This is a genomic window from Paraglaciecola sp., from assembly GCF_039942875.1.
Lineage (GTDB): Bacteria > Pseudomonadota > Gammaproteobacteria > Enterobacterales > Alteromonadaceae > Paraglaciecola.
The window spans coordinates 85058-106298 of record NZ_JBDVBQ010000016.1 but is presented as its reverse complement, the minus strand read 5'-3'; the positions used below and the strand labels follow the sequence as shown (position 1 = coordinate 106298).

The 21241-nt window shown below is 40.9% G+C and carries 18 protein-coding genes; 2 read left to right on the top strand and 16 right to left on the bottom strand.

The window, feature by feature from the left end:
- Positions 1–60 precede the first annotated feature (60 nt).
- The 14 genes from ABJE44_RS04950 to ABJE44_RS04885 all read right to left on the bottom strand — a co-directional run bounded on the left by ABJE44_RS04950 (position 61) and on the right by ABJE44_RS04885 (position 14465).
- On the bottom strand, positions 61–237 hold the full coding sequence (locus tag ABJE44_RS04950) for a hypothetical protein (protein WP_348113471.1): 177 nt from the start codon (positions 235–237) through the stop codon (positions 61–63).
- A gap of 75 nt (positions 238–312) precedes the next feature.
- On the bottom strand, positions 313–813 hold the full coding sequence (locus ABJE44_RS04945; RefSeq protein ID WP_348113472.1) for a hypothetical protein: 501 nt from the start codon (positions 811–813) through the stop codon (positions 313–315).
- Between the two features lie 227 nt (positions 814–1040).
- The gene (larB, locus tag ABJE44_RS04940; protein WP_348113473.1) at positions 1041–1709 is read right to left on the bottom strand and encodes a nickel pincer cofactor biosynthesis protein LarB; all 669 of its coding nucleotides are present in this window, start codon (positions 1707–1709) and stop codon (positions 1041–1043) included.
- On the bottom strand, positions 1702–2499 hold the full coding sequence (locus tag ABJE44_RS04935; RefSeq protein ID WP_348113474.1) for a hypothetical protein: 798 nt from the start codon (positions 2497–2499) through the stop codon (positions 1702–1704). Before ABJE44_RS04935 ends, larB begins: the two co-directional genes overlap by 8 nt.
- A 19-nt stretch (positions 2500–2518) precedes the next feature.
- Positions 2519–3796 (bottom strand): LarC family nickel insertion protein, encoded by a 1278-nt coding sequence (locus ABJE44_RS04930; RefSeq protein ID WP_348113475.1) that lies wholly within the window; start codon positions 3794–3796, stop codon positions 2519–2521.
- A 48-nt stretch (positions 3797–3844) separates the two neighbouring features.
- Positions 3845–5131 carry a lactate racemase domain-containing protein gene (locus ABJE44_RS04925; RefSeq protein WP_348113476.1) on the bottom strand — a complete coding sequence of 429 codons (1287 nt, stop codon included), beginning with the start codon at positions 5129–5131 and terminating at the stop codon, positions 3845–3847.
- The gene (locus ABJE44_RS04920; protein WP_348113477.1) at positions 5128–5613 is read right to left on the bottom strand and encodes a gluconokinase; all 486 of its coding nucleotides are present in this window, start codon (positions 5611–5613) and stop codon (positions 5128–5130) included. The genes ABJE44_RS04925 and ABJE44_RS04920 overlap by 4 nt, the downstream gene beginning before the upstream one ends.
- Before the next feature lie 100 nt (positions 5614–5713).
- Positions 5714–7219 (bottom strand): mannitol dehydrogenase family protein, encoded by a 1506-nt coding sequence (locus ABJE44_RS04915; RefSeq protein ID WP_348113478.1) that lies wholly within the window; start codon positions 7217–7219, stop codon positions 5714–5716.
- 325 nt (positions 7220–7544) lie between these two features.
- Positions 7545–9140: an ATP-binding cassette domain-containing protein gene (locus tag ABJE44_RS04910; RefSeq protein WP_348113479.1), complete on the bottom strand. Its 1596-nt coding sequence runs from the start codon at positions 9138–9140 to the stop codon at positions 7545–7547.
- Complete coding sequence (locus ABJE44_RS04905) at positions 9137–10747, bottom strand: ATP-binding cassette domain-containing protein (protein ID WP_348113480.1); 1611 nt, start codon at positions 10745–10747, stop codon at positions 9137–9139. Before ABJE44_RS04905 ends, ABJE44_RS04910 begins: the two co-directional genes overlap by 4 nt.
- Positions 10744–10875 (bottom strand): cytochrome bd-I oxidase subunit CydX, encoded by a 132-nt coding sequence (gene cydX, locus ABJE44_RS04900; protein ID WP_133468081.1) that lies wholly within the window; start codon positions 10873–10875, stop codon positions 10744–10746. Before cydX ends, ABJE44_RS04905 begins: the two co-directional genes overlap by 4 nt.
- A gap of 11 nt (positions 10876–10886) precedes the next feature.
- The gene (gene cydB, locus ABJE44_RS04895) at positions 10887–12023 is read right to left on the bottom strand and encodes a cytochrome d ubiquinol oxidase subunit II (RefSeq protein WP_348113481.1); all 1137 of its coding nucleotides are present in this window, start codon (positions 12021–12023) and stop codon (positions 10887–10889) included.
- Positions 12020–13606 carry a cytochrome ubiquinol oxidase subunit I gene (locus tag ABJE44_RS04890; protein ID WP_348113482.1) on the bottom strand — a complete coding sequence of 529 codons (1587 nt, stop codon included), beginning with the start codon at positions 13604–13606 and terminating at the stop codon, positions 12020–12022. The genes cydB and ABJE44_RS04890 overlap by 4 nt, the downstream gene beginning before the upstream one ends.
- Before the next feature lie 238 nt (positions 13607–13844).
- The gene (locus ABJE44_RS04885; RefSeq protein ID WP_348113483.1) at positions 13845–14465 is read right to left on the bottom strand and encodes a DUF3365 domain-containing protein; all 621 of its coding nucleotides are present in this window, start codon (positions 14463–14465) and stop codon (positions 13845–13847) included.
- 214 nt (positions 14466–14679) lie between these two features.
- Between ABJE44_RS04885 and ABJE44_RS04880 the strand changes: the two genes are divergently transcribed.
- On the top strand, positions 14680–16002 hold the full coding sequence (locus tag ABJE44_RS04880; protein WP_348113484.1) for a sigma 54-interacting transcriptional regulator: 1323 nt from the start codon (positions 14680–14682) through the stop codon (positions 16000–16002).
- 23 nt (positions 16003–16025) lie between these two features.
- Here the strand turns inward: ABJE44_RS04880 and ABJE44_RS04875 are convergent, their stop codons facing one another.
- Positions 16026–17267, bottom strand: coding sequence for a malic enzyme-like NAD(P)-binding protein (locus tag ABJE44_RS04875; RefSeq protein ID WP_348113485.1), 1242 nt, complete (start codon positions 17265–17267; stop codon positions 16026–16028).
- Positions 17268–17483: 216 nt separating this feature from the next.
- A complete protein-coding gene (locus ABJE44_RS04870; RefSeq protein ID WP_348113486.1) occupies positions 17484–19538 on the bottom strand; it encodes an EAL domain-containing protein in 2055 nt (684 codons plus the stop codon).
- Between the two features lie 316 nt (positions 19539–19854).
- Between ABJE44_RS04870 and ABJE44_RS04865 the strand changes: the two genes are divergently transcribed.
- Positions 19855–21210, top strand: a complete 1356-nt coding sequence (locus ABJE44_RS04865; RefSeq protein ID WP_348113487.1) for a cytochrome c peroxidase — start codon at positions 19855–19857, stop codon at positions 21208–21210.
- Positions 21211–21241 lie beyond the last annotated feature (31 nt).

The following is a 21241-nucleotide window of genomic DNA, read 5'->3' as shown; positions in this document are numbered from 1 at the left end:
ACCGACTGTCAGGCCTTATTTAGTTTAAAAAGTCTCCCTGCCCAATTTATTTTTCACCGTTCAACTTTCCATTAACTCTGAGCTTTCTAAACGGTCAATAACACCTAGCATTTCACCTGCTAATAATACCCCTTCTACTCTATGTTTTTGCTTGGTGTCTGGCTTGCCTTGCTTAGTTAAATTAAACACTCGCTTTAGCTGCGACTCGCAAAAAGCAACAAACTCTATTTTATCCATTCATTCCACCTAATCATGCTACTAAAAATAACGTTTATATTTGAACTACCTTAAAGCATACAAGTGACAACTCAATCATGGTTCCAATAAAGGCGTTAAAGTTTGAGTGTTTGCGTCCCACCTTGCATTAAAACGTTTGAGTTCGTGCTTTCTGAGCTTGGCACATTTTACAAAAATACTCATATCACTCCTGTTCTCCAGGCATTTTGTGGGTTCAATAAAATATTGTTGCCATGCCGCTTTCTTTTTACCTTTAAAGTTAACGTAACGTGACACCGTGACGCTTTTCATAGCTGTGCTTTTAGTTTTTGTTTTAAAGTCGGGTAAATTAGTTATGTTTGTACTATCAGTGACTTTAGCGTTAGATTTTTTAGATTGTACCGGCTCTACTTGCCGTAAACAGACTAGATAAGCTGCTTTTGCTACGCGATGTTTGTTGCGGGCATGCTCTGTGACTTTATATTTAAGTTGGCTATTCCAATGGTCAACTTGTTGCTTTTCTTGCTTACATTTACCTTGGCTATGGGCAAGGCTGCTGAAAATAAAAATCACCATACAAAAACCTAACAATTTCATATCGTCAACTCCATTTGATGGTGCTTATTGTGCCAGCTCTTTAAGCAAAAGATTCAACCTAGGCTAGTGCATTATTGCTTTTTACACCTTACAAATATGCAGTATAGACAAGCTTTTTTACCCTTGGATGCCATCGAATTCTATAAAATGAATAGTCAAAAAAATCTAACCGGTGATAACGTTGAATAGTCAGATAATTAAAATTTACTTGAGGCGGTAACTGTTTATTACACGCCTGTAACTGGGTGAAATTGCTTCATGATCTTAATGGCGGCATTAGCAGCGCCGAAGCCATTATCGATATTTACAGTTAGTATTCCTGGTGAGCATGAGGCTAAGGCGCTAGTTAATGCGGCTTGGCCACCAGCCGAGACTCCATACCCCACAGATGTGGGCACGGCTATAACTGGCATATCGACCAAACCAGAAAGCACGCTAAACAAGGCACCTTCCATTCCCGCTAGGGCAATAATAATTTTATGCTGTTTGATATCATCTAGTTTATCAATCAGTCGCCATAAGCCTGCCACACCTAAATCTGCATAAATGGGGGCATGATAGCCATTAAACGCTAAAGTGCGCTGGGCTTCTTTAGCTACCGCTAAGTCTGATGTACCAGCAGAGACGATACACACGTCTGAGGATGTTGATTCAGGCTTTATAAAGTTCAATATTGCGGTGCTTGAGGCTGCTTCGTAGTCTAGTTTTTCTTGAACTGCAGCGGGTAACATGGCCCACTGTGTGGGGCTTAAGCGGGTTAATAACACCGACGAGTGATGTGAAATATTGTATTCAATTATGGCGATTAAGTCGGCGTCACTTTTATTGTTGCAAAAAACGGCTTCAGCAATGCCTGTTCTAGACTTTCTGTCTTTGTCCCAAACAAAACTATCCATGGGTGACTCCATTGATGAAAGCTGAACCTTTTTGGTAGGTACGAATACCTGAGAATATTCTGCCATCTTTTGCGCATAAAGCGGCTAGGTTAGTAGACAGGCGCTCTACTACTTCGCTCTCGGGCATGGTATCGATTTCTAGATATGTACCTTGCTGGGTAATGCGGCAACGTACATTTTTAACATTGGGTAAGGCTTGGCGGGTGGACTCTTCAACTTGGTTGATAAACCCTAAGTCGTCTGCATCAATTTTAATTCCAGTCTCTACCCTACTGGCTAAACATGGCTGAGCTGGCAGCGCATGGAGATCAGACAAGCCATAAAATTTGGCGATGTTATAAATATCTGACTTATTAATATTTGCTGCGACATAAGGGTGTTTTACCTCTTGTTCTTCGGCGGCCTTTAACCCTGGTCTGTAGTCATCTAGGTCGTCAATATTGGTGCCTGAAAAAACCATGCCTTGGCTGCGCTCAGCTATTCTAGTGTACAGATTACTTTTACAGTAATAGCAACGATTAACGGGGTTGTTAAGGTAGTTGTAATCGTCAAACTCTCCGGCGTTGATGACTTCTAAATCCCAATCATAAAGCTGCCCGTAGTGCTTCACTCTTTGATAAGCCGCTTCGGGAACTGCCGGCGAAAACGCATGTACAGATTTGACCTTTGCCTTGGCAAAGCGATTAGCAAGGTATGCCAACAACATGCTGTCTATACCACCACTAACGGCAATAGAAAAATGCTCGAACTGGTCAAAGTAGGCCGTTAGCTTATCAACTTTTAACTGCATTAAATATGTTACCTCTGACCTAAGACAATTCTGTTTTGTATTTACGCATGCGCCGTTGGTGCAAACTCGCCAATGAGACTAACTCGTCGTGCTCTATCTTTTTTGTATCGGTTTGATTAGGGCGACTAACCTGTTTATAAGCGGGCCCAGTTTCCGTTACAAGCTCTCTTTTGAGTAAAGCTCTACCCTCAAAGCGATAGCGTAACCCTATTGTGGTGGTTTGTATAAAGCAATAATCGATAACATCTTGATAATACTCACAATGTGCCATGACCCTTACGGATTCCATGGCGCGGTTTTTCTTACCTCTAACAGAGTACACAACAACATCAATTACCCCTTGATGTTGTCTTAGCAAGTCGATTGATAGTGCGAGTTCTTCACCCGTCATGTCGTCAATATCAAACTCAATTAACACTAGGGTGTCTTGTTCACTATTAGTTTTGCTGTGACAGTCAAATGACATGGCTCTTAAAATATTTGGCATACCTGGGAATACTTTTGTCCCTAGCCCGTAGCCGGTGGCTTGCAAGTTTCCTTGCTGTTTTGTAGTGACAAGCTGCTTGTTGGCGAGATAACGTAAAATAGCGGCACCGGTAGGTGTGATCCGCTCACCTTGAATACCATCATCAAAAAACTCAAAGTCTATTAATATTTCTGCTGTAGCTGGGGCTGGCACTGGGATTAAACCATGCTGAGTATTCACCAAGCCCCCACCTAATGGCAGTTTTGACATACTCCAAGAGTAACCCGCCAATGCATCTAATATGACCGCACTGGCGACCACGTCCATTAACGAGTCCCAATCAGCTAGTTCATGAAAATGCACCTCATCTAAAGACTTAGCATGTATTTTTGCCTCAGCCTTGGCAATGATAGTCAGCAGGTCGATAGCCGCTTGTATGACTTCTTTACTTAACGCACTGTTTCTTAGTAATTCACATAGGTAAATATAGGTGGTGTGTTTATGTCCGTGAGAAGCATCTGACTCTAGGTGGTGGTGTTCATGGCTATGGTGGTGGTGCCCAGCATCATGGTCATGAGAATGGGCATGCTCTTTGGCATCACTTGAGGCACTAACTTGCTCTGTCTTTAACCTAAAGCGCTTACCACTAATGCCAGAGTTGATGCCGTCAAATAGTTCAACTTCACCGGCTTCATCAGGTAATACTGCCGCTACCGACGTCAACACTTGCGGTATTAGGTCATCAAACATATCTAGCATGGCTGATATAAACATATCTCCAGCAATGCCACCGACTATATCTAGGTGTATATGTGCATTTTTAGTCTTCATTGGTATGAACTAGCCTTTAATTAGCAAGATAAAATAGCAATGACAACACTAGCTATTAAAGGTTTCTTCTGTCGCCCATAACCCTAAGGCAGGGTTACTAACGTAAAAGACTTCTTCGCCATCGGCTAGCGTATTCCAACCATTTTTAAGGCTCTCGATTGGGTAACGTTTTGCCATTTCGTCATAATGACAATATTGATAATTAACCGACTCTACCTCTTGTTGCGTTAGGCCATCACCAGGACAATACGTCACGTTAAAGCGGTTATTAGTCGTACCGTGAATTAAGTGCGCTGCAGCAGATAAGTTGCTCGCAAGCTCTGGATTTTGCTGTACTGCCGCTAAGGTTTCATCTGTGGTCTTGTAGCCATAGGTTCGAATTAATTCATCAATAGCTAAGTCTTCACCAAAACGATGTAAAGCAGGGGCTAAAACGATTAACTCGCCGTCATCAGCCATGGCCATACGAGTACGGTAAATAGCCTTATTGCCTAACCATGTGGTTTTAAACTCGGCAGGCTCAAGAAACACTATGGCTTTTTTAATGGGCTTAGATAATAGATTTAAGTTTAACTTTTGGCTGAGCTCACAAGCTGCTTCATAGGTTTCATTTTGGTTACCGCAATAGACACCTTGCAGCGCTAACTTGTCATCTTTTTTACCTAGTACAGTTAAAATAAACTCTATGGGTAGATGACGTAAAAATTCATCAAAGCCTTCATTTAACGCCTTTCTCACTGGAGTGGAGGTACGCCCCATAATGCGTTCCATGCCATATACAGCGCCCAAATAATGGGATTTATGGATGGTATCTTGACCACCTACACCCACTAAAATATTTTTGGTGTAGTTCGCCATGCCAATCACTTCATGGGGTACGATTTGCCCTACAGAGATAATCAAATCCCACGACCCATCGAGTAGTAGCTTGTTTACCGCCACTTCCATCGTGCAGTCTAATTTACCCTCAGACAATTCACCTATACGCTCCTTTGAGATCTCTCCGAGGACTTCAACATCGGTACGCCAAAAGTGTGGCAAAAATCGGTCTTTAGGAATGTCTTTACCAAACATGCTGTCTATTTCGTCATGCGACATAGGTTCGTGGGTACCAAGAGCCGGCAGAAAAAATATTTCTGCTTGGTCTTTTAATTGTTCATAAAGGTAACTTGAGATAAACCCAGCTTTTGAATAAAAGCGCGTAATATCTGGGGGTAATATCAAAATTTTCTTTGCTTCACTGGCTTTTTGAGCAATAAAGTTATCAACAATTTGCTTTAAGTCATCGTCAGAAATCGTTTTTTCAGTATCAACATGGTGAATTGGGTAGCTCATTTTTGTACTGCCTTTAAAATTTGCGAAATAATCTCATCAACTGTGTTTTTCAATAATACTGTGATGGCATCTTGAGGGGGCTCTAAAGTATTTAATTGGCTCTCTAGTAACGTTTCGGGCATAAAGTGATTATCTCTACTGTTTAAACGAGCGCTTAATGTAGCCTTATCACCTTTTAAATAAACAAAACGAACCGTGTTTTCAGTGGTTGAAGATAAAATATCACGGTAACGTTGTTTTAAGGCAGAGCAAGCTAAAACGGCTCCCCCTGCAGATTGCCACTGGGTAATATTGTTGGCAAGTAAGGTCAACCAAGGTTTACGGTCTTCATCTGTGAGGGGCGTTCCACTGGCCATTTTGGCAACACTTTCAGGAAAATGAAAATCATCTGCATCATAAAATGGCAACGATAGTTGCTTGGCCAATTCTTCGCCTATGGTAGATTTTCCACAACCACTTACGCCCATCACTATATAAATCATAAACAAAACCTTATACATCTAAAATTAAATCGAAACATAACTCACCATTACACTCTCGATTGCAGCAACTTAAATAAAAAAGCCTAGGTAGGGTATGTTTCTATTTTACAGCTGCCTCTACTCGCTCTAACAGCTTATCTAAGGCTGCTTTCGCCCCCAATTCCTGTATCAAACTCACCCAATAGTTCAGACTTTCTTTAAAAGCTGGATAGCTTTGCAAGCTTTCAGGAAAAATACTATGGACATTCAAATAAGCATCAATCAACTCATCAGAGTTATTTGCATGCTGTTTGTAAATCTCGGCGAGCTGTTCTGCACGAGGGTCTTGTACCTCTATTGCAGCCCCTGCTTCATCAACCCCCATGGTATAACGCAACCACCCTGCAATGGCAAAACTTAACCCGTCGAACGCTTGATTGTTTTTTAACTTGTATTCTACTGTATGCAATAAGCGCTGAGGCACTTTTTGAGAGCCATCCATAGCAATTTGATAAGTTCGATGGTGCAGCTCTGGATTAGAAAAACGTTGCAACAAATCGTCACAGTATTGTTGTAAGTCTAACCCTTGTGGCGCAACAATAGTTGGGGCAATTTCTACCTTCATTAAGTGAGTTAAAAAGCGAGTCAACTCTGGGTTTTCCATCACTTGATGCACAAAATCTAACCCTGTTAGGTAACCAATGTATGCCAAAGAAGAATGAGCACCATTCAATAGGCGCAGTTTTGCATTTTCATAAGCGTCTACGTCATTAACTATATTCGCCCCTACCTTTTGCCATGCTGGGCGTTTACCTACAAAGTTATCTTCAATCACCCATTGGCTAAAACGTTCTGTTTTTACCATGGCTAAATCATGATAACCGTATCGTTGCGAAAACTTGTCTATATCGTCTGCGGTTGTCGCTGGCACTATGCGGTCTATCATAGTGTTAGGAAACTTGGCTTGCTGCTCAATCCAAGCTGCCAGAGCCGGATGAATCTTCTCTGCAAACTGCAATACAATCTTAGCGAGAGTTTTACCGTTACTTGGTAAATTATCACAACTTAGCACAGTAAAAGCAGGCAAGGCGTTGTCATGTCTATATTTAAGGGCAGCAACAATAAAACCAATAGTGGTTTTGGGGGAGTCTAGGTTTGCCAAATCATGCTGAATATCGAGGTTTTGCAAGTTAAGATCACCACTCACTACATCATGGCAATACCCTTTTTCTGTAACCGTAAGCGATACTATCTGTGTTTTTTCAGCGCACATAGCATCTAACACAGCTTGTGGATTTTCAGGGGCTACCAATACATTTTTAATCGCACTAACCAAAAATCGATTGCTGCCGCTGACATCACTCTCTACAACATTATAAAAACAATCTTGTGGCACTAATTGGTCGCGAACCGTTGCACTGCGTAGTGAAACACCAATAATTGACCAAATATCTTCTGCTGCTTGAGCGGCCAAAACATTTGCATTATTTGTATAGACAGCTTGATGGGCGCGATGAAAAGCACCTATTCCTAAATGCACAATCGTGGCTGCAGCTTTTTGATCTCGCAGCGATTCATCGCTGTATTTTTCGGTGACAATCGCATTGTTAAGTCGCTTAAACTGCATAGTGAGTAACCATTTTTAATGAGTAAAATTAAATTTCGTAATCGGATTTGCTAGATTATACGCTAATTCAAGCTGAAGTTGAGTAACCTCTGGCGCCGCTTTTTAGATGTTTGACCACTTAGTTAAATACACTCCATTACCGCAAACTGCCTCTAATAAGCATGTTGGGGGCTCTGTATTCAAGGGGCTAAACCGTTTTATGTACTTTAGAATATCATGAAATGAGTAAGATTAGGTGAGCTTTACATTGTGGGAGATACAACAAAATGATTATGTTTGCAGTGCTGGGCTCATAAGAAAGCCCAAATGAGGGTCTAGAGTTAAGTTATGTATTGGCGTGGCATCTAGCCATTTCATCATAGACTTCAAGGGGACAACACTGACGAATAAAAAGACCTTTTGGTATTATATGCGTCGCGACAATCACTATTTTATCGGTGGCTAAGTGGTTAATTGTCAAACTCACCCGCTGAATATTTTCTTCATCAAGGGATTCAAAAGGCTCATCTACAAGCAATAAGTTTGCTTGACTGAGTAAAGCCCGAGCTAAGCCTAAACGCTTTTTTTCTCCTCCTGATAGTGGCCGGCCATTTTCTCCTAACCACTGGTCTAGATTATCAAGAGAATATAAACCTACCTCGCTTAAGACTTGTCGCATGTTAGCATCTGAAGCATTGAGGTTAGCGACCTGCAAGTTTGCTCTTACAGTATCAGACAATACATATGGAAATTGTTCTAGGTAAACAGCGTCAGACAATAAGCCATGTTGCCTAGATTGCGCATGTGTCGTAAATTCGAGTTCACGAGAGCCTTGATGCTCTATCAACCCTGCTAACGCCTGTAAAAAACGGCTTTTACCGGCCCCAGAACTACCAACTAACACATTAACTCTGCCTTTATTAAAGTGCGCATTGGTCTTTCTCATATTGGTGTCTATGGGTTTAAATTTAGCCACTTCAATTGCATCTAAGTGTTCTGAGATAACCGATAGGTCCTGCGTATTTGTGGAGGCATCTTGAATCGATTTTTTAGCTCCAACATAACTAGCAAGCTGCTTTTGGTTAGCCAAAGCGGGAGTTAACCAATCATTCAGAGACAGTAACAATATTGGGAGCACAATAAACTCGGCATGGCCAAGATACTGACCAGAATAATGACTCAATATAGTAATCAGTAACCCCATTCCAGATAACAAAAGCAACAAAGATGCATGCCTAACTTGCCTTTGTTGAGATGCTTCAAGCTTACGGAGTGTATTGAGTCTTGGCGCATTTTTATTGTAGTTCTGCAGTAAATGCCAAATAGGCGCGGCTTCGATATGTTGCAAAATAGCAAATTGAGCCTGTTTTTTGGCGGCCACAATATTAGCGCTCACCTTGAGCATAGCAATCAATAAACCCAAATAGATAAACATAAAAATCCCTGTAAAGATGATTATCGTTGTTGTTAATGGTGGCATCAAAAATATTGAAACAAGATTAAGCATAACTAAAGAAAGAAGAACTCCTGCATTTTGTCCAACCCAAGCTATCCAGATACCCGCTACTTCTTCACTTTGATGATGTAGGGCATCTAAAGATTGCTCTCTAGAAATCGATACTTTGTTTTCTAGGGAGGCGAAAATTCTCAATCGCAACGCCGCTAGCTTGTTTAACAGATGGTTATGGCCCACCAGCATGCTGAAATAACCCGATGCGATACGTAAAATAGCCAATGCACGGATCACCACAGCCGGTAACATGTAGTTAAAGCCCATACCAGCGATACTGCAGGCTGCAATAAACCAAGACGCCACAATCAAGATGGCAAGGCCCGCAGCAAAGTGCGTTAACATCAGTAATAAGGTTGCAAACAGCTTTAAGCCTTGAGGCTTTGCGTTTACCTCAGCTTTTGAGGTGTTGCTAGATGGAGTGTCTATCATGGTGTTTCCTTAATTTCACCATGGCTAACCTTCCAAGTGCGCTTGAACCATGTATCAGAAAGTGTTTTATGAGATGCCCAAATCACTGTTTTATGCTGTAACTTTTGATAAATAAGAGCGGCAATGTCTTGATGCTGTTCGATAGTCAAATGGGCGGTGGGCTCATCTAATAAAACCACATCTTTAGGTTTTAGTAATACTCGCGCCAATGCTAGACGTTGAGCTTCACCACCCGACAAAGCGGGGCAATCTCCCAACTCAGTTGCTAGGCCATTAGCTAAATTGTTTAACCAATCAATAAGCCCTACTTCTTGCAATGCGTTTACCATGTCATGTTCGGTAACTGACAAGTCACCTAAATGTAAATTAAAAGCAACAGACTTATCTAACACTGCAGTTTGCTGGGATAATAAGGCGAGATCCGCAGATAACTGGTGTGATGCCGCTCTAAACCCCATTAGGGCTTCAAGCAATACCGTTTTACCTTGCCCAGAATTACCTTGTAACGATACCCAGTCACCTGGTTCTAGTGTCAGCTTGTTTGCATGTAGATTAGGCCTAGTAACGTGAAAGTTTAACCAAGCTAAGCCAGTAAAGGCTGCTTGGTTGTTCGAGGGCTCGAAATCATCAAAGAGTAAAGCAAACCTTTCTGCACTGGCCTCGGCTTTTGCTTTTTGATGATAAAAACGCCCTAAAGCCCGTAACTCCGAAAATAACAAAGGTGCAGTCAACAACATAAATAGGCCTTGTTGTAAACTGATCTCAGGCCCAATATTTATTTCACCTAGCATAGAAAAACCAATAAATACCGCGACTAAAGCTATGGCGATTGTGGCAAAAAAATCTAAAACAGTGGTAGATAAAAAGGCTATAGACACAACACTCATGGTTTTACGATTGACAATACTACTCGCGTCATTAAGTCTTGCTTGTTGAGCTTGATGCTGCCCGCTTGTGGTGATTAATGTCAGTGCTTTTAGACGGTCAGAAAACATGTCACCTAGGCGCTCTAGGGCAATAAAATGCTTTCTGTGTAACGCTGCCGCGCCTTTACCGACTAAAACCATAAAGACAGGAACCAAAGGCATAGTCACACACAAGATGATGGCGACCACATAGTTAATCGGAAAAATAACCAGCAAAGCCACCAAAGGCGCGATAGCTGAAAGCCACTTTTGCACACTATATTGAATTAAATAGTTGCCAATATCGGAGATATTGTTGAGTAACAACTGCTGCCAATAGGTTGCTGAATGTTGACGGGTGATCGCAAGGTGTTTGTTTTTGAAAACCCTATGCACCCGGTTTTCTAATTCAGTCTCAATTTTGTATTTGCTATGGCTTTGCAAGTTATCTGCAAGCCATATCAAACTTATCCAAATCAATGCAGACCATGCCAAGGGCACAAGCTGCTCTGGGAGAACATTCTGCTGCTCTACTATCACCCAATGAATGGTTTTAGCAAAAAACCAAAATACAGAAATTTGCGCAACCAACTGAAGTAAACGTACCAATAACACACGAGCTTGGCCAGAGAGCATTTCTTTCGAAATACTCCGCAGCCATGTTTGTGCTTGCTGCTCGGGTGTTATTGATGCGTCTATCATTTATCTTCGTCCCTTGGGCCTACATCGCCAAGACGGTCCATATCTTCCGTAGCCTCTAACCACAAGGCGTTAATAATGCCAAACGAACACGCTAGTAAAACGCCTAAAATCCAAGTGAAATACCACATAAAGTAACTCCTTAATAAAGCACGTGAGACTTGGTTAAGTCTGCTTGTTTAATACGACCACGCATGACCCAAAAACCATAAGCGGTATAACTCAATACAATAGGTACAAAGATACAGGCAACAATAAACATGGTTTGTAAGGTAAGCTGAGATGAAGTGGCGTCCCATATTGTTAAACTTGCACTGGGCATAATGCTGCTAGGCATTAAAAACGGAAACATTGAAAAACCAGCTGTTAAAATAACGCCAGTTATGGCCAATGCACTGGCTACAAACGCCCAACCACTGCGACCCACATACGAAGCCCATGCACAAGTAAGTGCAGCACCAATCCCTAATGCCGGCGCTATTACCATCCAAGGGTAGGTGGTGTAATTGTTAAGCCAAGCACCGCTGACGATTTCTACGGTTTTATTCAAAGGGTTACTGGTTGCATAACTATCTACAGCAGAGGTGATCACGTAACCATCAACGCCAATAGCCAAATATATGCCTGCCAAGGTAAATAAGCCCGCAGTGAAAATCGATAAATATATGGAAACAATACGGGTACGTTTGTGTAAGTCACCATCGGTTTTAAGTTGTAGCCAACTCGCGCCATGGTTAAGTAACACAGCCACCGACACTAAACCACTCAATATAGCGAAGGGTGTGAGTAGTCCAAAAAAGCTGCCTTTATAGGTAGACATTAAGGCTTCGTCATATTCAAATGGCACACCAAGCAATAAATTACCAAATGCTACTCCGAAAATTAACGACGGAATGAAGCCTCCAGCAAATAACGCCCAATCCCATGCTAAACGCCATTGTTTATGAGGTAACTTAGCTCGGTATTCAAACCCTAATGGGCGCATCCATAACGCGATTAGCGTTAACGCTAAGGCCACATAAAACCCAGAGAAAGCCGTGGCATATATCATGGGCCAAGCCGCAAAAATTGCGCCACCTGCTGTGATAAACCAGACTTGATTTCCGTCCCAATGGGGCCCAATGGTATTAATCATGATGCGGCGGTCTTGGTCGGTTTTACCGACTAAAGTAAGCAACGCCCCTACCCCTAAATCAAAACCATCGGTAACAGCAAAGCCAATCAGTAACACGCCCACCAATACCCACCACACTACGCGAAGAAATTCGTAATCAATCATGATTGTGCTCCTTGAGTTTCAGAGTTCATTAACGAAGCCTCTTCAAGGGCTTGTTCAGCTTCTGCAAAGGTTTGTGAAGGCCCTTTTTTGGCATACTTTTGCATGAGGTAAAACGCAATCACAAACATCACGAAATAAAAGGCTGTGTAAGCCACAAGAGTAAATATGACATCAGAAACACTTAGGTTAGATACTGACGTATGCACCGGCAGTATTTCTGCAATAGACCAAGGTTGTCTGCCATATTCGGCAACAAACCAACCGGCCTCACAAGCAATCCAAGGTAGTGGCAGCCCCCAAAACGCAGCTTTTAACAACCAGCGAGGCTTAGTAATTTGGTGTTTTGTTGAATAGTAGAAAGACAAACCGAAGATAATTAACATAGCAAATCCCGCTGCCACCATGATCCTAAAGCTCCAAAATAACGGTGCCACTGGTGGAATACTGTAATCAACAGCTCTAGTTATCGCCTCTTCACTAGGATTAGTGACGTCATCAGTAAAAGGCTGCAACAACATGGCATAACCTAAATCGGCTTTATGTTGTTCGAATATAGAACGCTCTACCTCAGACGCTTTTCCTGCACGCACTCTATCTAGCAATGCATAAGCTTTAATACCAGAGAGAATACGCTGGCGATTAATCACTTTATGCTCTTGTAACCCCATAACTTCTTCATCAAGAGAGCGAGTGGCGATTATTCCCATGGCATAAGGAATTTGAATGGCGTAGTCGACCTCTTCGGTTTCATCATTAGGAATACCAAAAATGGTAAAGTCAGCGGGGGCGTCTTGGGTTTCGTACTCGGCTTCTACTGCCGCAAGCTTAACTTGCTGCACATCACCCAACTCATAACCACTTTCATCACCTAAGATAATCACAGAGATAACTGACGCCAAACCAAAACTAGCGGCGATAGCAAAAGAGCGCCTTGCAAAGGCTACGTCTCGCCCTTTTAGGATGTAATAAGCAGAGATTGCTAACACAAACATAGCAGCTGTAACGTAGCCAGCTGATACTGTATGCACAAATTTAACTTGCGCTACGGGGTTAAAGACAACCTCACTAAAGCTGGTCATCTCCATACGCATTGATTCGAAGTTAAACTCTGATCCTACTGGGTGTTGCATCCAGCCGTTGGCGATTAAAATCCACAATGCCGAAAAGTTCGAACCTATGGCAACTAACCAAGTTGCCATAAGGTGTTTCACCTTAGACATTTTGTCCCAGCCAAAAAAGAATAAACCTACAAATGTGGATTCCAGAAAGAAAGCCATCAAACCTTCAATGGCTAAAGGAGCACCAAAAATATCTCCCACGTAATGAGAATAGTACGACCAATTCATCCCAAACTGGAATTCCATCGTTAAACCAGTGGCAACCCCTATAGCAAAGTTAATTCCAAACAGCTTGCCCCAAAATTTGGTCATTTGTTTGTAGATTTCTTTACCTGTCAAAACATATACAGATTCCATAATGGCCAGCATAAACGTCATACCTAGCGTGAGTGGAACAAATATGAAATGAAACATAGCAGTCATGGCAAATTGTAATCGAGAGAGCTCGACCAATGTTTCGTTCATTCAGTTTCTCCTAAAATGAGCTTGTTAAAAATAACAAATTGAAATAAGTCTATTTAAGACTTTGCATTAGGTATGCCAAATTCAGAATTAGCAGTAAGAAACTGATTTTATTAGACTTTTAATTATTAGCAGTTGATCTAGATCAATAAGCCAAACATAAATTTTGTCATTTATGACATGACAACTAAATACCAAAGGAAGACACCTAAGCCTTCCTACAAGTTGCAGGGTGAAGTGGCTATTCGTTAAGGCTCTTAACAAGGGAAAAGGCACCGCGAATATCCTCCAAGGTAAAACCGGTAGCTGAGTCTTCAGGGTATGCAGCCATAATAGTTTGCTGTAAGTCGTTATCTATTGAGACGCCGTGGCAAGACAAACATATTTGCCCTGTGGGGATCGCTTTCATATATAAAAACGCATCTTGGGTTTGCAAACTAGCTGTAAGCGTATTGGGCGCTGCTCCTTGTTTATACTGAGCATCAAACTGCAGTAGATTGGCAGTTTCCCAGTCTGATGCTTGGTTGTTTGGGTTACGGGTTTTTAAGCTCGTTCGAGACATTTGCCAACCATCGGTTGAAAGCATAGTCGCAATTTGCTGAGCACTTTCTTTACACACTTTTATGCCATTTTCAGGGCCACCAGCTTTCATAGCACTTACTAATGTCTGCTTTAACGTTCTAGCAAAAATAGCTATTTTGGCTTTTGCTTCCTCCTCTAACTTAATACTTAAATCTGACCTTTGAAGTTTAACTTCCTCGTTTTCAAGTACATTAGAATGGGGTCCCTCTGCATAACAAGCAGAGCCTAATAATAGCAACGCCAATCCTAATATTTTAAGGTGATGGTTAATAATGAGCATAGGTTTTAAAGCCTCAATGTAAGTGAATGAGTGTTGCCGTTTATGTCTAAACTAATAAACAGTTTAAAGCAGACTAAACAAAAGACATGCCATGTAAACTAACCCCACATATCTTCCTAAAGTATTGATATAAAATGAAAATAATAACCATCGTGAATTATCCCATTTAAACACCTTGTATTTTTTGTCAAATTTGACAAAGTAGATGACAGTAATGTCAGTCAACAGCAACCCAAGTATGAATATTTCAATTGTGCAATCGATGATCAATTCTATTGATAATCCTGCCATTTTTATCAATACCGAGTACAAGATATTAGCAGTAAATAAAGCTTATCGAGATACCTACGACACCAAAGTGATTGTGGGAAAGAGTCATTGTTTTGAGGTATCACATCAACACAGAAAACCCTGTGATCAACATGGTGAAGATTGCCCTATGCAGGCGTGTATAGCCACTAATAGAAGTAGCAGTGTGGTGCATATTCACAATACCGCTCGGGGCAAAACTTACTGCGATATTTTAATGAGGCCTGTAAAAGATGAAAATGACATCACAATAGGTTTTTTAGAAATATTAAACCGCATAAACTTTGCTTCAGCTGAATCAGAAACCAACAAAATGATAGGGTCTTCAGCTTCCTTCAAAGCCATGCTAACCAAGATAAGTCGCGCCGCAGAGTCAGAAATATCAGTACTTTTACATGGCGAAACGGGCACCGGAAAAGAGTTAGTAGCCACCGCATTACATGAGTCTAGCAGCAGAGCAAGCAAACCCTTTGTGATTATTGAGTGCACAGGCTTAAATGAAAATTTATTTGAGTCTGAGCTATTTGGTCATGAAAAAGGCGCTTTCACTGGGGCAACTCACACTAAAAAAGGCCTGATTGAAATCGCTAACGGAGGCACTGTCTTTTTTGACGAAATTGCAGATGTTCCTTTGGCGATGCAAGTTAAATTACTAAGACTATTAGAGACCCAATGTTATCGCACTGTAGGGGGAGTAAAACAACACAAAGCAGACTTTCGATTAATCTGTGCAAGTCATCATAATTTACTCGAATTAGTACAAGAAGGAAGATTCAGAAAAGATTTATATTACCGAATAGCGGGCTTTCCCATTACCTTACCCTCTCTCGCGACTCGCCATGAGGATATTCCAGCTCTTGCTCGACACTTTTTAAATGACTCAGAATCCTGCCATAAAACCTTTTCAGATAAAGCATTAGAGAAGCTGAGTCGCTATCCTTTCCCTGGAAATATCCGTGAGCTGAAAAATATTGTGGAACAGTCTGCGTTACTCACCAATGAAGACATGATTAATGTTGAAGATATACCGGAATATGTTTTTGCAGAAAACACAAAACGAATAGTAGCAACCGAAGAGTTGGTGACAATAGACCAGGCAGAAAAAACCTATCTGACCCAAATTTGTGAAACCCAAAGCCTACCGATTGACAAACTTGCCAAAAAGTTAGGAGTGAGCACTCGTACTTTGTACCGAAAGCTTAAAAAGTACGAGCTTAAATATGAATAACCTGAGTCAATAATAAACCCAAGCTATGCATAACTAGCCGGAAGCTTATCAAAAGCAGCCACCCCAGAATCTATTGCCGCTTGAGCTACTGCCTTAGCTACCCTTTGCAACAAGCGAGGGTCCATAGGTTTAGGGATAATATAATCTTTACCAAAAGCGAGACTGTCTATATTACTTGCCGCTAAGACTTCTACAGGAACAGGCTCTTTAGCAATCGAGCGAATGGCGTCAACTGCTGCAATTTTCATTTCATCATTAATTTGTGACGCTCTAACGTCTAATGCACCACGAAAAATAAACGGGAAACAAAGCACATTGTTGACTTGATTCGGGTAATCAGAACGACCTGTCGCCATGATAAGGTCGTCTCGCACTGAATGGGCCAGCTCTGGTTTGATTTCAGGATCAGGATTAGAGCATGCAAAAATAATAGGGTTAGGCGCCATTAGCTTTAATGCTGACGCTGGCAATAAATCGGGGCCAGACACACCAACAAACACATCAGCATTTTCTAGCGCGTCTTCTAAGGTTCGCTTGTCAGTATTATTTGCAAAGAGCTTTTTGTGGTAAGTAAGATTATCTCTTCTTGTATGAATCACTCCTTGGCGGTCTAGCATATAAATATGCTCACGTTTGGCACCGCACTTTACTAACAGCTTCATACAAGCAGTCGCAGCCGCCCCCGCTCCTAAACATACAATGATGGCATCGGCGATGTTTTTACCTTGGACTTCTAAAGCATTTAACATACCCGCGGCCGTAACAATCGCGGTTCCGTGTTGGTCATCGTGGAACACAGGGATATTGCAGCGTTCTATTAATGCTTGTTCTATTTCAAAACACTCTGGCGCTTTTATATCTTCTAAATTAATACCGCCAAAGGTATCGGCAATATTAGCTACGGTATCAATAAATTCAGCAGTAGTTTTATGAGTCACTTCGATATCGATAGAGTCGATATAAGCAAAGCGTTTAAATAGTAATGCCTTGCCTTCCATGACGGGTTTAGATGCTAACGGCCCTAAATTTCCTAACCCTAAAATAGCGGTACCATTAGAAATAACAGCCACCAAGTTACCTTTGGCTGTGTATTGAAAAGCCGCACTTGGGTCAGCGGCAATTTCTCTCACGGGTTCAGCAACACCGGGACTGTAAGCTAAGGCAAGATCCGTCACGCTTTCTGCGGGCTTAGTCACTTCTATACAAATTTTACCGGGAGTGGGCTTAGCGTGATAATCAAGAGCCTGCTGGCGAAAATCAGACATATTAATCAGGGTCCTTACAAAGGGTTAAAACACGAAGTATGAATTAGCAACCTAAGCTGCATTTTGATTGAATACCGCGTCAGTTCGTGTCGTAAAAACAATTTACATTAATGTAACATAGACGGTGCTAAGTTAATGTTAATTCAGGCTAACTTAATTTGAATACTTAGTATCAATTTAAATAATACCTAAGCCAGATGTAGGAAGTAATTCGCCTTAGTTCGCTACATATATAAGTTGCGCTAACGTACTCGGCTTAGAAAATAGAAAACCTTGCATTTGATGGCAGCCTACTGAAACTAAAAAGTCCACTTGCTCTCTGGTTTCCACACCATCAGCACAAACTTGTACTCCAAGTTGATTCGCAATTTTCATAATGGTTTTTACAACGAGTGTGGGACGTTTAGATAGCATCAGGTTATCAATAAAGTGTTTATCGATTCTAATAGTTGTTAAGTCCGCCACATGTAAATACCCTAACCCAGAATACCCACAACCAAAGTTACTTAAAGCAACACCAACACCTATCTCCCTTAATTTATTTAAGAATACAGAAGCTGAATCATAGTTCTCTAAAAACACCAACTCAGGCAAAGTAAACTCAATATTTGCTGGTTTAACTTGATAAGTTTGGAAGGTATCCTTGATGAAATCGAGTACCTCAGTGTGTTTATCATTAACACAAGATAAATGAATCGATATGACAAGCTGAGCATTGTTAAGCTCAGTAATAGTGGCTAAGTTTCGACATACTTCTTCAACTACCCACATGTTTATGGCGCAAGACTTTCCATTTTGAGCTGCAATAGGCGTAAATTCGCTCTCTGGTATAAAACCTAAGGTTTTACTATCCCAATGCACAGATACATCATATGCCACCACTCGCTCGTCGGCAGACAGCCTTGACTGATAATTAACTGTAAACTCTTTATTTAGAATGGCTTCTTCGAAAGCGGCAGCAATCAATACACTACGCTTGTTATCTTTAATCATTTCTGGGAGGTACATAGTATGGGTATTTACCCCAAGCATTTTTGAACGACACATTGCTATATCAGCATTTTCTATGAACTCACTGAGATTGAAGTTTGAATCTGATGCTTTAGCGATCCCTATATTTATAGTGATTTCAACAACTTGCTTATTTATTGAAAATGGAGAGTTAAAATCTTTTATTAAGCGCTCCACTATGTTTGCCAACATAGTGTCAGTCGGTTGATTGTGGAGCAAAATCAAAAACTCTGAGTCATCTAAGCGGGCTATAAGATCCCCCTCCCGCAATAGGCCCTTAGCTCGCTGACAAACTTTTACAAGCAATTGGTCACCAGTTTCTTGGCCTAGCTTCTCATAAACCTTTGAAATTCCGTCTAAATCAAAATAAATCAGTACTAAATCTTGGTGATTACGCATTGATCTGGCGAGTTCAATGCGCAATGTCTGCATAAAAAATTGGCGATTTGGAAACCCAGTTAACCTATCAAAGTTAGCCCACCTTTCAGCGTTCTTTTGATGCTCTTTCAAGGCTTGCGTAAGTTCACGACTTTTAGAGTATTCTGTATTAATGGTACGCAACATTGAGTTAATACTGCCGCCCAACTCAACTAACTCTAGTTTATCTAGAGTTTCTATTTCAATGCCGTAGTCCTTTCTAACTTCTACCTCTTTAGCAAATTTAGAAATCATAGTTAGTGGATATAACAATTTACCTTGCAGGGCATATCCAAATGCAGCACATAAGGTTAACAAGACTATAAATAACGGTAAGGTTTGTTTTAAAAGGCTTTTGACATTTTCCCCCAAAACTTTAGAAACATCACTTGCTACCACTAGATAGTTAGTTGAAGATAACTCACCATCAATAATAGTCATTACAACCAATGTATCGTCAATAAGGTTAGACACTGGCTGCTGGTTTAAAATAGGCGTTGCAGCATAATTTTGAGGCTCTAAACTTGTAGCCTTATACGCTTCCTTAGTATAAGACTGTTGCAGTTGCCACTTAGAATCGTAAACAGCGGCATAGGAAACACTTTTAAATTTATCTAAAGCATTAAGTATTCGCACCTGTTGTAAACTTGGTAGCAATACCACAGGCCTGCTGGTTAACTCTTCGCCTAAATATGTAGATACTAATTGAAGTTCATTGGATATTGACGCTAAAGAAACCCGTCTATTTTCTTGAATAGATATAGCCAACGCAACACAAGCAATGAATATAAGAACACAAGTGAGATATGCAGTAGTTGCACTTTTAATGGACTTAAAAAACATTAACTAACCTAGAATGGTGTTATTTAACTAAAATAACGAAGCGATTTAAATTCACTTCACATTAACATAAAATAAACAAAAAACTGCATGCCACTTTACTTTCGGTTAATTATTTTTCCTGACGATTATTTTTTATGCATCGACTATAAATAAATCGGCCATTTTTGATATTTTTCAATCCGAAACAGTCTAAATATAACTTGGTCAAGTTTTGCACAACTCATTGCCATAACTTATACTGCGGTTCCATCATTGCGATAGTAATTGATTGAACTAATTACGTAGTCTCACTTTGACATTTATTAAGGATGAAAAAATGAAATCAAAAAATAATAAAATCCACTCAAGTTTTGCCGCTCTAGTCTTAACATTTACAGTAACACCTTCTTATGCTGACGAGCTTCCAGAACCCGCGTCAAATCAAGATTATTATTACGACGGTGCCCCCTCCAGAAACCTTATCAATTTAGGACAAAGCCTGTTTTTTGATAAAATAATGAGTGGCAATAAAAACATTTCATGCGCGACCTGCCATAACCCTTTATTAGCCAGTAGTGATGGCTTATCCCTTGGGGTAGGTGAAGGTGGAGAAGGCCTAGGTAGGTATAGAACAACAGGAGAAGGTGCCGATGCAGTAGAATCAAGAATTGGCCGCCATGCCCCACAGTTATATAATTTGGGCGCAAAAGAATTTGAAAAACTAAATTGGAATGGAATTCATCAAGTTGATGCAGACTTACCAGGAGGGCTAAACCTTCCATCAGGCCTAACAACGCCTATTGGCCTAAATGATGTACTCGCTGGGCAATCATTATTTCCAATAGTTAACTTAAATGAAATGCTAGGTGATGCCGGAGAAAACGACATTGTAGCTCTAGTCACTCAGGACGATGATCGTTTCCCTAGACTATGGAATGCTTATGTAGACCGTCTCAAAGCTATTCCCGAATATGTTTCACTTTTTATGGCTGCATTCGATGATGTAAATTCTGAAGATGACATAGGCATTCAGCATTTTGGTAATGCGGTATCAGCATTCCAAGGCTTCGCTTTCAGAAGTGACAACAGCGCATTTGACCAGTATTTGAGAGGCAACACTGCCGCAATGACTGACAAGCAAATTAGTGGTATGGAACTATTTTATGGTGAAGCTGGGTGTTCTACTTGCCATAGCGGCACCTTTCAAACCGATCATGAATTTCATGGTATCGCTATGCCACAAGTAGGACCTGGTGCTGAAGCAGCCTTTCCTTTTGAAGACAGAGGAAGAGCAGAAGTAACGGGTTCACCTGAAGATTGGGCTAAATTCCGTACCCCGTCACTACGTAATGTATGGATTACCGCACCTTATGGCCATTCTGGTGCTTACGGGACACTTAGAAAAATTGTTGAGCATCATCTTGATCCAATAACCTCTCTAGAGAATTACAACGCTAATCAACTTATCTTGCCTAAAGATGACGTATTAGATGCTACCGATCTAGATGGATATAACGATGCTACTTTACGCCAAACAATCATAGATGCTAATGAATTGGAGCCTGTTGAGTTAACTAGAGCAGAAATTAATGATTTGTTAGAATTTCTTCGCGCCTTGACAGATTGGAACGTATTAAATCAAGAGTGGATGATCCCTGACTCGGTTCCTAGTGGCTTGCCAGTTAGGGACTAGTATTTGAACGAATAGCGTTTTTAAAATGATT

Coding starts and splice junctions, on each gene's coding strand:
- ABJE44_RS04950 (WP_348113471.1), bottom strand. CDS start 237: ATGGATAAAATAGAGTTTGTTGCTTTTTGCGAGTCGCAGCTAAAGCGA.
- ABJE44_RS04945 (WP_348113472.1), bottom strand. CDS start 813: ATGAAATTGTTAGGTTTTTGTATGGTGATTTTTATTTTCAGCAGCCTT.
- larB (WP_348113473.1), bottom strand. CDS start 1,709: ATGGATAGTTTTGTTTGGGACAAAGACAGAAAGTCTAGAACAGGCATT.
- ABJE44_RS04935 (WP_348113474.1), bottom strand. CDS start 2,499: ATGCAGTTAAAAGTTGATAAGCTAACGGCCTACTTTGACCAGTTCGAG.
- ABJE44_RS04930 (WP_348113475.1), bottom strand. CDS start 3,796: ATGAAGACTAAAAATGCACATATACACCTAGATATAGTCGGTGGCATT.
- ABJE44_RS04925 (WP_348113476.1), bottom strand. CDS start 5,131: ATGAGCTACCCAATTCACCATGTTGATACTGAAAAAACGATTTCTGAC.
- ABJE44_RS04920 (WP_348113477.1), bottom strand. CDS start 5,613: ATGATTTATATAGTGATGGGCGTAAGTGGTTGTGGAAAATCTACCATA.
- ABJE44_RS04915 (WP_348113478.1), bottom strand. CDS start 7,219: ATGCAGTTTAAGCGACTTAACAATGCGATTGTCACCGAAAAATACAGC.
- ABJE44_RS04910 (WP_348113479.1), bottom strand. CDS start 9,140: ATGATAGACACTCCATCTAGCAACACCTCAAAAGCTGAGGTAAACGCA.
- ABJE44_RS04905 (WP_348113480.1), bottom strand. CDS start 10,747: ATGATAGACGCATCAATAACACCCGAGCAGCAAGCACAAACATGGCTG.
- cydX (WP_133468081.1), bottom strand. CDS start 10,875: ATGTGGTATTTCACTTGGATTTTAGGCGTTTTACTAGCGTGTTCGTTT.
- cydB (WP_348113481.1), bottom strand. CDS start 12,023: ATGATTGATTACGAATTTCTTCGCGTAGTGTGGTGGGTATTGGTGGGC.
- ABJE44_RS04890 (WP_348113482.1), bottom strand. CDS start 13,606: ATGAACGAAACATTGGTCGAGCTCTCTCGATTACAATTTGCCATGACT.
- ABJE44_RS04885 (WP_348113483.1), bottom strand. CDS start 14,465: ATGCTCATTATTAACCATCACCTTAAAATATTAGGATTGGCGTTGCTA.
- ABJE44_RS04880 (WP_348113484.1), top strand. CDS start 14,680: ATGTCAGTCAACAGCAACCCAAGTATGAATATTTCAATTGTGCAATCG.
- ABJE44_RS04875 (WP_348113485.1), bottom strand. CDS start 17,267: ATGTCTGATTTTCGCCAGCAGGCTCTTGATTATCACGCTAAGCCCACT.
- ABJE44_RS04870 (WP_348113486.1), bottom strand. CDS start 19,538: ATGTTTTTTAAGTCCATTAAAAGTGCAACTACTGCATATCTCACTTGT.
- ABJE44_RS04865 (WP_348113487.1), top strand. CDS start 19,855: ATGAAATCAAAAAATAATAAAATCCACTCAAGTTTTGCCGCTCTAGTC.